This is a genomic window from Leclercia sp. CFBP8987 (assembly GCF_034044995.2).
Lineage (GTDB): Bacteria > Pseudomonadota > Gammaproteobacteria > Enterobacterales > Enterobacteriaceae > Enterobacter > Enterobacter tamurae.
The window spans coordinates 2415357-2428802 of the sequence record NZ_CM188255.1; the positions used below are offsets into that span (position 1 = coordinate 2415357).

General features: G+C 60.4%; 11 protein-coding genes. 4 read left to right on the forward strand and 7 right to left on the reverse strand.

What is annotated here, in order from left to right; translation table 11 throughout:
- Both SOM40_RS11660 and SOM40_RS11665 read left to right on the forward strand, forming a co-directional pair.
- Complete coding sequence (locus SOM40_RS11660) at positions 1 to 2982, forward strand: virulence factor SrfB (protein ID WP_320531122.1); 2982 nt, start codon at positions 1 to 3, stop codon at positions 2980 to 2982.
- Positions 2979 to 5141, forward strand: a complete 2163-nt coding sequence (locus tag SOM40_RS11665; protein WP_320531100.1) for a virulence factor SrfC family protein — start codon at positions 2979 to 2981, stop codon at positions 5139 to 5141. The genes SOM40_RS11660 and SOM40_RS11665 overlap by 4 nt, the downstream gene beginning before the upstream one ends.
- Positions 5142 to 5236: 95 nt before the next feature.
- On the opposite strand, the gene SOM40_RS11670 is transcribed toward SOM40_RS11665, so the two are convergent.
- Positions 5237 to 5410 (reverse strand): GhoT/OrtT family toxin, encoded by a 174-nt coding sequence (locus SOM40_RS11670; RefSeq protein ID WP_106993544.1) that lies wholly within the window; start codon positions 5408 to 5410, stop codon positions 5237 to 5239.
- Between the two features lie 412 nt (positions 5411 to 5822).
- Between SOM40_RS11670 and SOM40_RS11675 the strand changes: the two genes are divergently transcribed.
- Both SOM40_RS11675 and SOM40_RS11680 read left to right on the forward strand, forming a co-directional pair.
- On the forward strand, positions 5823 to 6152 hold the full coding sequence (locus SOM40_RS11675; protein WP_225758737.1) for a TehB family protein: 330 nt from the start codon (positions 5823 to 5825) through the stop codon (positions 6150 to 6152).
- Between the two features lie 15 nt (positions 6153 to 6167).
- Positions 6168 to 6350 carry a DUF1869 domain-containing protein gene (locus SOM40_RS11680; protein ID WP_059307860.1) on the forward strand — a complete coding sequence of 61 codons (183 nt, stop codon included), beginning with the start codon at positions 6168 to 6170 and terminating at the stop codon, positions 6348 to 6350.
- 10 nt (positions 6351 to 6360) lie between these two features.
- On the opposite strand, the gene SOM40_RS11685 is transcribed toward SOM40_RS11680, so the two are convergent.
- From SOM40_RS11685 to ydcS, 6 genes are all read right to left on the reverse strand, one after another.
- Entirely contained in the window at positions 6361 to 7809 is a 1449-nt protein-coding gene (locus SOM40_RS11685; RefSeq protein WP_320531101.1) for a flagellin N-terminal helical domain-containing protein, read from the reverse strand.
- 188 nt (positions 7810 to 7997) lie between these two features.
- Positions 7998 to 9422 (reverse strand): aminobutyraldehyde dehydrogenase, encoded by a 1425-nt coding sequence (gene patD, locus SOM40_RS11690; protein ID WP_166182525.1) that lies wholly within the window; start codon positions 9420 to 9422, stop codon positions 7998 to 8000.
- 24 nt (positions 9423 to 9446) lie between these two features.
- Positions 9447 to 10253 carry an ABC transporter permease gene (locus tag SOM40_RS11695; RefSeq protein ID WP_225758735.1) on the reverse strand — a complete coding sequence of 269 codons (807 nt, stop codon included), beginning with the start codon at positions 10251 to 10253 and terminating at the stop codon, positions 9447 to 9449.
- Complete coding sequence (locus SOM40_RS11700; protein WP_320531102.1) at positions 10243 to 11187, reverse strand: ABC transporter permease; 945 nt, start codon at positions 11185 to 11187, stop codon at positions 10243 to 10245. Before SOM40_RS11700 ends, SOM40_RS11695 begins: the two co-directional genes overlap by 11 nt.
- Position 11188: 1 nt before the next feature.
- Positions 11189 to 12202 (reverse strand): ABC transporter ATP-binding protein, encoded by a 1014-nt coding sequence (locus SOM40_RS11705; protein WP_320531103.1) that lies wholly within the window; start codon positions 12200 to 12202, stop codon positions 11189 to 11191.
- Between the two features lie 17 nt (positions 12203 to 12219).
- On the reverse strand, positions 12220 to 13365 hold the full coding sequence (gene ydcS / locus SOM40_RS11710; protein ID WP_313825087.1) for a putative ABC transporter substrate-binding protein YdcS: 1146 nt from the start codon (positions 13363 to 13365) through the stop codon (positions 12220 to 12222).
- Positions 13366 to 13446 lie beyond the last annotated feature (81 nt).

Consider the following 13446-nt stretch of genomic DNA (forward strand, 5'->3'; position numbering starts at 1 on the left):
ATGCTGGTAAACCTTTGCGACTACAAACAGAGCGTCACGCTGATTGCGAACAGCGGCGTTCAGTTTCTTGATTTTGGCCTGACGCCGCAGGACTCCGCCCAGAGCGGACGTTTCGTGCGTAAAACCGCGAACGGCCCCCTGCTGCGCCTGAACTTCGATCTGGTGAATGGCCGTTACACCCTGCCCACCACCGGCGGCGGACAGCCGGAGGTGGTCAAACCCGAAAGCACCATTCTGCTCCAGCAGTCGCTGGCGGTACTGGACGGCGTCTGGCTGCCGATGCCGTTTTTACGCTTTAACCCGCCGCGCACCTTTGTTGATGGTCCGGATAACTGGGCGCGGGTGCAGGTGCGCAAGCTGAAGACTCCGGACAACGCCGGGAACAGCCACCGCGTGACCCTGGCGCTGGACAGCCAGATTGCCGCCCACGCCACCAGCCCTCTGTCGCCGGTGGAGAACGACATTCTTAACGGCACCCGCTTCGCGCTGGCCTGGCGCGATGACGAAGTGGCGAACTTCCTCGACCAGACCTGGATTGACGGTTGGCTGCGCGAGGCCTTCACCCAGTATGCCGCGGGGGTAGAGAACCGCGCCGAGCGCGATCTGCAGCTGGCGATGCGTAACTTTGAGTATCAGGCCCACTGGCTGAACATTATGGCGATGCTGGGCGAACAGCTCACCGTGCCGGAAGTGAAATTTGTCACCCATACCCTCAGCACCCCGGCGATCCCGGTGGATCTGATTCTGGATGTCGGCAACACCCACACCTGCGGCGTGATCATTGAAGACCACGGCGATGCCAACGACGGCCTGCGCCAGACCGCCGAGCTGCAGGTGCGCTCCCTGAGCGAACCGCAGTTCCTCAACGAGCCGCTGTTTACCAGCCGTCTGGAGTTTTCCGAAGCCCGCTTCGGCAAGCAGCACTTCTCGGTGGAGAGCGGTCGGGAAGACGCCTTTGTCTGGCCTTCCATCGTGCGCGTCGGCGATGAAGCGCGGAAGCTGGCCACCCAGCGTCTGGGTACCGAAGGCAACAGCGGCATCTCCAGCCCGCGCCGCTACCTGTGGGATGAAACCCCGGTGGTGCAGGACTGGCGCTTTAGCCAGATGAACAGCAAAACCCAGCGCGAACCGCTGGCGACCGCCTTCCCGCTGATGAACCTGATGAACGATGACGGGCAGCCGCTGTTCACCCTGCCGCAGGATGAGCGTCTGCCGGTCTTCTCGCCGCAGTACAGCCGCAGCACCCTGATGACCCACATGCTGTGCGAACTGCTGGCGCAGGCGCTGGGGCAGATCAACAGCGTGGCTACTCGTCTGCGTCTGGGCTTCCCGGCGTCGCCGCGTCAGCTGCGCACCCTGATCCTCACCCTGCCGTCGGCAATGCCGAAGCAGGAGCGCGAGATCTTCCGCCGCCGCATGTTCGAAGCCATCGCCATCGTCTGGAAAGCGATGGGCTGGCACCCGCAGGATGACGACTTCTCCAGCCGTAAGCAGCAGGAGAAAAGCGTGGTGCCGGTGCCGGAGATCCAGATGGAGTGGGACGAAGCCAGCTGCGGCCAGCTGGTATGGCTCTATAACGAAGCGATCTCCCATTACAACGGCCAGACCGAAGCCTTCTTCGCGGCGGTAGCCCGCCCGGATCGCGAGCCGGAGCCAGGCTGCGCCCCGGGTCGCGCCCTGCGCGTGGCCTCGATTGATATCGGCGGAGGCACCACCGATATGGCGATCACCCATTACCAGCTCGACGATGGCTCGGGCAGTAACGTCAAAATCACCCCCCAACTACTGTTCCGCGAAGGCTTTAAGGTGGCGGGCGATGACACCCTGCTGGATGTGATCCAGCGTTATGTCCTGCCTGCCCTGCAGACGCAGCTGCAGAAGTCCGGCATTGCCGATGCCTCGCTGTTGATGGCCTCGCTGTTTGGCGACTCCGGGCGCATCGACACCCAGGCGGTGCTGCGCCAGCAGACGGCGCTGCAGCTGTTTATGCCGATTGGGCATGCGATCCTCGCCGCGTGGGAAGCCAGCGATATCGACAATCCGCTCGACGGGCTGCACGCCACCTTTGGCGATCTGCTCACCCGCAAGCCGACGCGCAATGTGATGAATTATCTCCAGCAGGCCATCGAACACGCTCTGCCTGCGGGTTCTGAGCCGTTCGACCTGTTCGCCGTGCCGCTGCACGTTAACTTCCGCGAGATGCAGGATGCGATGCTGGCCGGGCACTTTACCCTCGCCGCGCCGCTGCACGCAGTAGCGGAAGCGATCTCCCACTACGCCTGCGATATCCTGCTGATCACCGGGCGTCCGGGCTGTCTGCCGGGCGTTCAGGCGCTGATCCGCCATCTGCAGCCGGTGCCGGTCAGCCGGATGGTGTGGCTGGATAAGTACCGGGTGCATGAGTGGTATCCGTTCAGCCAGCAGGGGCGGATCGGCAACCCGAAATCCACCGCGGCGGTTGGCGCGATGCTCTGTAGCCTGGCGCTGGATCTGCGCCTGCCGCGCTTCAACTTTAAGGCGGCGGATATCGGGGCCTACTCCACCGTGCGTTATCTCGGCGTGCTGGATAATACCGTCAACACCCTGCGCGACGAGAACGTCTGGTATCAGGATATCGATCTCGACAAACCGGGGGCGAAGCTGGATACCCGCCTGCACTTCCCGCTGCGCGGTAACGTGACTCTCGGCTTCCGTCAGCTGGCGAATGCCCGCTGGCCTGCCACCCCGCTCTACACCCTGAGCATCAACTCGGCGGAACTGGCGAAATCCATCGCCGGGGATGGGGTTCTGAACGTGCGCCTGAAGCTGTGCGGCGGCAACAAACATGATGGCCCGGAAGCCTTTGAACTGAGCGATGCCTGGCTGCAGGACGGCACCCCGGTGCCACCCGATGCCCTGACCTTTAAACTGAATACCCTGGCCGACCGCCGACACAGCGGTAGCCACTACTGGATCGACAGCGGGAGCCTATACCTGAAATGACAGCCACGACGACCACAACTCAGGCGTTAATCGGGTGGATCAATACAACGCGTCAGCACGCCCCGATCCTCGATAACGACGCCGACGCCCTGCTGGCCAGACTGGCGATAGCCGACGCGCGGGAGCACGCCATCGAGCGGGCGCTCTCCTCAGGAAGCACCATCGGCTTGTACGGTCACGCCCAGGCGGCGAAAGCCCACCTGCTCGCCACCCTGTGCGGAAGCGACAATCAGCGCATGAACGTGATTGTCGGCCAGCGGACCTTTGACTATTTTTCACACATCAACCCCGGCCACGCCCTGACCAACATGGCGCTGCGCTTCAGCCCGAACGCGGCAGAGATCGCGGACGACGCCTTTCCGCTGCGCCTGAGTCTGCTCACCGAGGCCGAACTGGTGCAGGTCTTCCTGGCCCGCGCCACGCTGCCGGCGGTAGACAAAACCGTGATTGAAGCCCGGCTGGAGAAGTGGCGCGCCCTGCGTCAGCCCCAGAGCGTACCGGGGATCACGCCCGCCGAGGTGGGTACCATCGCCCACTACTGGCGCGATACGGTGCCCGCCGCAGCCCAGCAGATGGACGATGCCCTGTGGCACCAGTTTGCCCTGCTGCTGCCGTCGCTGGATCTGAGCACCCGCGCCAGCGTCTGGTCGCTGCTGTGGGGCGAACAGCAGGAGCTGACCCAGCAGTGGCTGAAGCTGGCGCATATTCTGCATCAGACCAGTCATGCCCGGGCGCTCGCCGCGCCGCTGAGCCTGCTGGTGGATAACTTTGGTCTGCCGACCGAGGGCTTCCTCACCCGGGGCGACATGGCCCTGCCGGACGTGCAGCAGGCCGTGCTGCACCCGCTGCACAACGGCGAGCTGCTTAACGCCATCAGCATCCCGCTGGACGTGCTGGCCCTGCTGACCCGCGAGCTGATCCTGCCGGTAGAAAACAGCGCCCTGGCCGGGGTGGATATTATCGATATTCCGGCCCCGTCAACCCAGCCTGATTTACCCCTGGCTCAGGCCAAACAGCAGTGGCTGCTGGAGCACTATCGCCAGCATCTCCAGCCGGACGTGCTGGTGATCTGCAACGCTACCGCCCACCACGGCGAGACGGCAAAAACCGCAAAAACGCTGCTCAACTGGGTGAAAGAGACCCAGCCGGGTGATGACGCCGCCCTGCCGGGGCTGGTGTGGGCGATCACCCCGCAGGATGCGCGCTTTACCCGACGGACTAATCTCGACGAAGCGGTACAGCAGCTGCTCGGCAAACCCGGTCAGCACTGGGGCACCCTGCAGGCGCTGGACAGCAGCAGCATGCAGCGGGTGATCGAGTGGCTGTCCCAGGCGACATTGCCATCCCAACGCCAGACGCGTCTGCTGGCCCTCCGCCAGCACCATCACCGTGAACTGCACCAGCTGATGCAGGGGTATCTGGCACCATTGACTCAGGATCCTGCCGCCCAGCGCGGTGCCGCCGAAGCGATGGTGCGTACCCTGCAGGGAAGCGCCGCCCGTCATGGCGAGCTGCTGGAAGGGTTGCTCCCGCCGCTGCGCGCCTTTGAAACGCTGCTCGCGGTACAACAGCCGCGCGAAGAGCAGGTCAACGGCCTGTTTACCGACGCCATCGACCTGTTTGCCGACAGCGCCCAGGATGCCGATGAGATCTGGCAGCCGACGGACAAAGCCCGCCTCGCCCATCAGGTCTGGGTGAATCACCTGCGCCAGTGGAGCCGCGATGAAGCCGTCGCCAGCCGTCTGGGGCTCGATAATGCGGTGTTACAGAAGATTAGCGATGTGCTGGTGATCGCCAGCTATCGACTGAACCTGCTCGCTCAGCTGAAGAAGATTGTCGATACCGATAAAAGCAGTGCTGCGCAGCTGCATGCCGCGCTGGGGAATTTCGTGGGCTGGGTCGGCTATGCGCAGACACCCGCTTCTGATCGCCCTGCCAGCCGCATCCGCAAAGGCCAGCCGGTGTTTGTAACCCCAACGGTTAACAGCAGCGCGCCCCGCCTGACCCGCCTCGGCGAGCAGCCGGTGCATGCGGCCACGGCCTATGTCTATGACTGGCTGGTGGCGTTGTACACCCAGGCGATTGATAACATCGGGTATCAGCATCCGCACGATATGTCGATGGAGGATCGCAAGGCGTTGCAGGCCTTGCTCGCCTGATGGCGCTGCGCTTATCAGGCCTACGGACGATGCAGTTTGTAGGCCGGATAAGGTGCTTGCAGCGCATCCGGCAAAAAGCCGCGCAGGGGCGGCTTTTAGAAGAGAGAGATCAGCAGCGCAACCGGGAAACTCATCGGCCAGGTGGAGCCCACCAGAAAGGCGCTCAGGAAGCGGATGCGTTTGCGATCTTTAGAGAGAAACCAGGTGATAAGCGCACAGATGGTCGCCATGATGGCGTAAAACATTAACATTTTCTGGTACAACGTCATCTCATTCACCCAATCTGCTGTTCAATAACCGCGCGCAATATGCGGCAAATGTTGAACCAGATCAAGTTTTTTGTTACATATTAGCCACATAGATTTTATGGTTACTAACAATTGAGTAGCTTTAGCTACATCTCTGGCGTGACGCTTTCAATTAAAAGGGCCGCACTATGCGGCCCTGATTTCCGGGACTACTTCTTCACCGGCTGAGGCTTCTTATTCCCCGAGTCGGGTACTTTACGGGATTTGTCTTTATCGACGTGTAGCATAAGACTCTCCTTTATGGCCTTCGGAATGAGTAAGTATAGCCCAACTGAGGAGTACTACTTTAAAGCCGCATTTTAAATGCACTTTCTGGTAAGTGCCGGTAGGCGATCCGTGCTGTAATATCCTCACTTTTTATAAGGAGGACGTTATGCTGCGTATTCCGCAAAGTTGTATTCACACCCGCTCCACCCCATTCTGGACCAAAGAGACCGCCCCGCCGGGGATTTTTAAACGCCATCTCGATACCGGGACGCAGCCCGGCGTCTATCCTCGTCTCAGCGTGATGCAGGGTGCGGTGCGTTATCTCGGTTATGCTGACGAAACCTCGCCCGATCCCGACAGCGTTCTGATCATTGAAGCCGGGCATTTCGGCGTATTCCCGCCTGAACGCTGGCACCACATCGAAGTGATGACCGACGATACGTATTTCAATATCGACTTTTTTGTTGAACCCGACGTACTAAGAAGTCGTAAATAGAGAAGGAGTAACATCATGGGCAAAGCAACTTATACCGTCACCGTGACCAACAACAGCAACGGCGTATCGGTGGATTACGAGACGGACGCCCCGATGGAGCTGATGATCCCGGACGTCGCCGCTCAGGTAGTAAAAGATCTGGTGAATACGGTGCGCGCGTACGACACGGAGAATGAACACGAGGTGTGCGGCTGGTAGCCGCCCCCCGTTACATTTTGAGCAGTTCAAGCACCGTCTGCGGCACCTGATTCGCCATTTTCAGGGCCGCATTCTGGCTCTGTTCCAGGATCTGCGCCCGGGCAAGCTGGCTGGCCTCGGCGGCGTAGTCGGCATCCTGAATGCGGCTGCGGGCCGTTTGCAGGGAGATGCTCTGCTGGGAGAGCACCGCCTTACTGGATTCAAACCGGTTGATCGCCGCGCCATACTGCGCGCGATAGCCACTCACCTTCTCCAGCGCGGCATCCAGTAACCCCATGCACTTGCGAGCGCCCGCCTCGGTGATCATGTCGGTATTTTCCAGCTGCAGGGTCTTCAGATCTGTCGGCGTTGGCTCGATGGTCGTGGACTGCATGGCTTCACCGAAATTGGCACTGGTCACTATCTCAACGGGGCGACTCTGCTTCGGCGGAACCGCCGGGGTGATCGTCGGTGTCGGTAAGGTTCCCCAGGTGATATTGCTGGTAAAGGAGCCGCTCCCCACCACCATCACCAGCAAATCTTCCGTAACGGTATCCAGCGTAACGCGTTCGATGCGGTTTGAGCCGTTAGCGCCGTCGTTCCAGGCTCCGGAGGCCACATCTTCATAGCGATCCCCATCCCCGCTGTAGGTAATGGTCATCCCGTTATAGTTGAGCGTTTCACCGCTGAGGCTCCAGCTGGCACCGCCAGAAATCAGCTGCGAGTCATCATACACTGCTCCGCTGTCAAATCCGTTTTTGGCCGTCAGCACCGAGGCGGTGGCTTTGGCGCCATCGGTAATGCCACGGCTGACCCAGGTATAATCCGCGTCCGGGCCGGATAAAGGCGTGCCCGCGAGATGTTTGCCATCCCGGGTAAATATCTGCAGATCGTCATCCAGACCCAGCGAATCAATGGTAATGCTGATATTGATCGACCCGGCGGGAATATAGGCCAGCGGAATAACACCGGAACTGAAAGAATAATCTGTTCCGGCCACCGGGAATTTACGGTCCAGCGGTGCAACATCGCCAATTAATTGCGGCGGTAATACCGGTTTATCCGTTGCCAGCGGATATTGACCAAATATTTCAGTTTGCTCAGAGACTTGAGTAATCGTCCCGAGGATCTGCTGATACTCCTGGTTGATACTGTTGCGGTCAGACTGCGATAAAGTACCAGTTGCCGCCTGAATGGCCAGACTTTTGGCTCTGATCAGCATAGCGCCGATATCGCTCAGACTCCCTTCTGCCGTCTGCGCCAGGCTTATCGCGTCATCCAGCCCACGGGAAATCACCCCATCCGCATTAATGTTGGCGGTCATGCGGTTGGCAATCGCCTGCCCGGCTGCGTCATCCTTCGCGCTGTTAATACGCAAGCCGGACGACAGCCGTTCAATGGTCTGGGACAGTAAAGTACTGTTGGTATTCCGGGACTTAAGCGAGAGCCCGGCAATCTCGTTATGATTAATTGCAAGCATGGTCAGGGCGATTTTATTATGGATTTACTTCGGTATCGGCGGCCTGGCGATTTAATTTAGGGTAATAGTTAAAAAAAACTGACGATATATTCTCGCGGGGATATAAAAGATAAATATTAAATATATTCACTTAAAGAATATATTAAATCACCGCCGGCTTAGTCTCCCAGAACCGGCGGTGAGGCTTATCAGTGCTTAAACATCACGTGCCTGACCACGGTGTAATCCTCCAGACCATACACCGACATATCTTTGCCGTAGCCCGACATTTTCATCCCCCCGTGAGGCATTTCACTCACCAGCATAAAGTGGGTGTTCACCCAGGTGCAGCCATACTGCAGGCGGGCGCTGATCCGGTGCGCGCGGCCCACATCCTGGGTCCAGACCGAGGAGGCCAGCCCGTACTGGGATTCATTGGCCCACTCCAGGACCTGATCCTCATCGTCAAATTCGGTGACGCTGACCACCGGGCCAAACACCTCCCGCTGTACGATGGCGTCCTCCTGCTTCGCTCCTGCCAGCAGGGTCGGCTGGAAGTAATAGCCTTTGCCGTCGTGCTTGCTGCCGCCAGCGATCACCTGCACATGCCCCAGGGCTTTGGCCTCATCCACCGCTTTACACACCCGGTCGAGGTGCGCCTGCGAGCTTAGCGGGCCGAGTTCGGTGCTCTCATCATCCGGGGCGCCGATCTTCAGGCTGGCGACTGCGGCACCCAGTTTTTCCACCAGCTTCGTGTAAATGCCTTTTTGCGCGTAGATGCGACAGGCGGCAGTACAGTCCTGCCCGGCGTTGTAGAAGCCGAAGGTGCGTACCCCCTCCACCACCGCGTCAAGGTCAGCGTCATCAAAAACGATCACCGGCGCTTTGCCGCCCAGCTCCATATGGGTGCGCTTAATGGACGAGGCGGTATGGCCGATGATGTGTTCCCCGGTGGCGATAGAGCCGGTGAGCGACACCATCCGCACCTTTTCATGCCCGGTCAGCGGATCGCCGACCGTTTTACCTCGCCCGAACAGCACGTTAAGCACCCCGGCAGGGAAAATTTCTTTTGCCAGCTCCGCCAGCTTGAGAGCGGTGAGCGGCGTGATTTCAGAAGGTTTAAGCACCACGCAGTTCCCGGCGGCCAGCGCCGGGGCCAGCTTCCAGGCTGCCATCATCAGGGGGTAGTTCCAGGGCGCAATCGAGGCGACAACCCCCACCGGGTCGCGGCGGATCAGCGAGGTGTGCCCCTCCAGATATTCCCCCGCCGCCGAGCCGTGCAGGGTGCGCGCCGCCCCGGCAAAGAAGCGAAACACGTCGGCTATCGCCGGAATCTCATCTCCCAGTACGCAGTGCAGCGGCTTGCCACAGTTTTGCGACTCCAGCCGGGCCAGCGTGTCGGCATTGGCTTCGATGGTGTCGGCCAGTTTGAGCAGGCACTCGGCGCGGCTTTTCGGCGTGGTACGTCCCCACTCGATAAAGGCCCGGTCGGCGGCCAGCACGGCAGCATCGACCTGTTCAGCGGAGGCTTCGGCGATCTCCAGCAGTACTTCGCCGGTCGCGGGGTTATAGACCGGCTGCTTTTCCCCTTCGCCGTTGACCAGTTCACCATTAATCAGCAGTTGAGTTTGCATAGTATTGTCCTGTTGAAATCAACGTTATTTCCCGCTGCCGGCAATGGTTTCGCCGTCGCGGGTGAGCCACCAGGCCCCCAGAATGGGTATCGCGGTCACCAGCATTACCAGCAGGGCCACCACGTTGGTCACCGGGACATCACGCGGGCGGCCGAGCTGGTTTAACAGCCACAGCGGCAGGGTGCGCTCATGTCCGGCGGTAAAGGTCGTGACGATGATCTCGTCGAACGACAGCGCGAAGGCCAGCATGCCCCCCGCCAGCAGCGCCGAGCCCAGGTTGGGCAGCACCACGTAGCGGAAGGTTTGCCAGCCGTTAGCCCCCAGATCCATTGACGCTTCCACCAGGCTCCATGAGGTGCGTCGGAAACGGGCGATCACATTATTGAACACCACCACCACGCAGAATGTGGCATGACCGAGAATGATGGTGAAGAAACCGGGCTCCAGATTGATGGTCTTGAACGCCGTCAGCAGCGCCAGGCCAGTGATGATCCCTGGCAGGGCAATCGGCAGGATCAGCATCAGCGACACCGCGTTCTTACCAAAGAACTCCCGCCGCCATAACGCTGCGGCCGCCAGGGTGCCCAGCACCAGCGCAATCACCGTTGAGAGCGCAGCGATTTTTAGTGACAACGTCACCGCTTCGATAATGTCGCTGCGCCCCGCCGCCGCGCTGAACCACTTCAGCGTCAGCCCCTGGGGCGGAAAACTGAACGCGGCGTCCTCCGTATTAAAAGCATAGATGGCAATAATCAGCAGCGGGAAGTGGAGGAAGATCACCCCGCCCCAGGTGGCAATTTTCAGGAACAGCGGCGCGCGTTCAGAGTGCATCAAACGCTCCAAGGCGCTTCACGAACGCCAGATAGACAGTGATGAGAACAATGGGCACCAGCGTAAAGGCGGCTGCCATCGGCATATTGCCGATCGCCCCCTGCTGGGAATACACCATCTGCCCGATAAAGTACCCCGGCGGGCCCACCAGCTGCGGGACGATAAAGTCGCCCAGCGTCAGGGAGAAGGTGAAGATCGATCCCGCGGCAATGCCCGGGATGGCCAGAGGTAGCACCACGTAGCGGAAGGTCTGCCGCGGGCGGGCGCCCAGGTCGGCAGAGGCCTGCAGCAGAGACGGCGGCAGACGCTCAAGCGCCGCCTGCACCGGCAGGATCATAAACGGTAGCCAGATATAGACGAACACCAGGAAACGTCCCAGCCCGGAGGTGGAGAGCGTACTGCCGCCGATGCCGGGTACCGTCAACAGCGAGGTCAGCACCCCTTCCAGCCCCATATGGCTGAGAAACCACTGCGCCACGCCGTCTTTCGCCAGCAGCAGCGTCCAGGCGTAGGCTTTAACGATGTAGCTGGCCCACATCGGCAGCATCACCGCGATATAGAAGAAGGCTTTCCACTTCCCGCGGGTGTAGCGCGCCATATACCAGGCCATCGGGAAAGCGAGGATCGCGTTGCCGATAGTGACGGCGATCGCCATCGTCAGGGTTCGCAGGATGATGTCGTAGTTGGCGGGGTTAAACAGGGCGCGGATGTTGGCGAAGGTCAGGTCCGGCGTCACCGACATGGTGAAGTCATCGAAGGTGTAGAACCCCTGCCATAGCAGAGCAAACAGCGACCCCAGATAAACGATGCCAAACCACATCAGCGGGCCGAGCAGAAGTAAGAACAGCCCCAGGGCCGGTCTGCGCCAGAACAGCGCTGACAAGCGGCCCGCAAGGCCGTGCGATGCCGGAGGAGGCGAAACGCTCATGTCCATATCACCCCTCCTCATTCAGCGGCACCATGGCGTCGCGCGCCCAGGAGGCAGTCACCATCTGCCCGGGCTCCACGCCTGTCGCCAGCCCGGAACCGGTAAGGTTCGCCTGGCTCACCAGCAGCTTTTCCCCCTCGGCAAGGCGTAGCTCGTAACGGGTGGCAGCCCCCTGGAACTGCACGGCCTGGACCCGGCCCTGAACCTGGATTTCCCCCTCCCCGTCGAGGCGGATATGCTCCGGGCGCAGGGAGTAACTCCCCGTCAGGCCGCAGACGCGCTGCGCCAGGGCGTTGGTGAAAACGTTCGAGGTGCCGACGAAGCTGGCCACAAACGGCGTGCGCGGGCGCAGATAGAGTTCGCGCGGGGTATCCACCTGCTCGATCCGCCCGTTATTGAATACCGCCACCCGGTCCGACATCGACAGGGCTTCGCCCTGATCGTGGGTGACGAAAATAAAGGTGATGCCCAGCTCCTGCTGCAGTTTTTTCAGTTCAAACTGCATCTGCTCGCGCAGCTTCAGATCCAGCGCCCCGAGGGGTTCATCCAGCAGCAGCACCCGGGGCTGATTGACCAGCGCCCGGGCAATCGCCACCCGCTGACGCTGGCCGCCGGAGAGCTGCGAGGGTTTGCGTGCCTCGGCGAAACTAAGGCCGACTTTGTCCAGGGCTTCCCGCGCCTGGGCCTGACGGGTAGGTTTGTTGATCCCTTTGACCATCAGCCCGTAGGCCACGTTCTCGAGGATCGACATGTGGGGAAACAGGGCGTAGTCCTGAAAGACGGTGTTAACGTCGCGCTCCCAGGGCGGGAGCTCGCTGGCGTCTTTGCCAAAGATCGAGATGCTGCCACCGCTCAGCTGTTCAAAACCCGCTATCAGGCGCAGGCAGGTGGTTTTGCCGGAGCCCGAAGGCCCCAGCATGGAGAAAAACTCCCCGTCACGGATGCGGATCGTTACCCCGTCCACCGCACGCACGTCGCCATACAGGCGCGAGACATCGTTAAACTCTACTGCGTACGTCATAATCCGCTCCCTGGCGCTTAACGACCGCCCATGATGGCGATGTAGTCCTGCACCCAGCGGCTGTAAGGCACAAACTTGCCGCCGTTGGCGGTTGGCGTTTTCCAGAACATGATCTTGTCGAAATAGTTGTAGCCGTTGGTTTCACAGCCTTTGTCGCCCAGCAGGGTGCTGGCTTTACAGCCTTCCGCCACCACCGGCAGTGAACCAAACCATCCCGCCAGATCGCCCTGCACTTTTGGCGTCAGGGACCAGTTCATCCACTTGTAGGCACACATCGGATGTTTGGCGTCGGCATGGAGCATGGTGGTGTCCGCCCAGCCCGTTACCCCCTCTTTCGGGAAGACGGTGCCAATCGGCTGATTCTCGCCTTTCAGGGCGTTAGCCTGATACGGCCAGGCGCTGGAGGCGACTACCCCTTCGTTCTTGAAATCACTCATCTGCACGGTGGTGTCGTGCCAGTAGCGGTGGATAAGCGGACGCTGATCTTTCAGCACTTTCACCACCGCCGCGTACTGCGCCTCCGTCAGCTGATAAGGATCGGTGATCCCCAGATCGGGCTGGGTGGCTTTGACGTAGAGCGCCGCATCGGCGATGTAGATCGGGCCATCGTAGGCCTGAACCCGCCCTTTGTTGCTTTTGCCGTCCGGGAGGTTTTGTTCTTTAAATACCACGCCCCAGCTGTCAGGCGGGGTCGGGAAAGTTTTGGTGTTGTACATCAGCAGGTTTGGCCCCCACTGATACGGGGTGCCGTACGCCTTGCCATCGACGTTAAACCACTCGCCTTTGACGATCCGCGGGTCAATGGTTTTCCAGTTGGGGATCAGGTCGGGGTTAATGGGCTGAACGCGTTTGCCCATGATCAGACGCAGGGAGGCGTCGCCGGAGGCGGTCACCAGGTCGTAACCACCCTTCGCCATCAGGCTGACCATCTCATCAGAGGTGGCGGCGGTTTTGACGTTCACTTTGCAGCCGGTCTCTTTTTCAAAAGCGGTGACCCAGTCGTAGGCTTTATCGGTCTCGCCGCGCTCGATGTAGCCCGGCCAGGCAATAATATCCAGCCGTCCTTCGCCCTGACCGATCTCTTTTGGCGGCTCCGCCGCTTGCGCAGTCAACACCGTCATGCCGAGCGCGCACAGGCTGCTACGGGCAAATTTTTTGCTCATACGTATTACTCCTGTCGTAATGAAATCAGAAGGCAGCCGTGCCGGTAGAATATCTCCTTAATTAAACGTAGACCGCGCTAT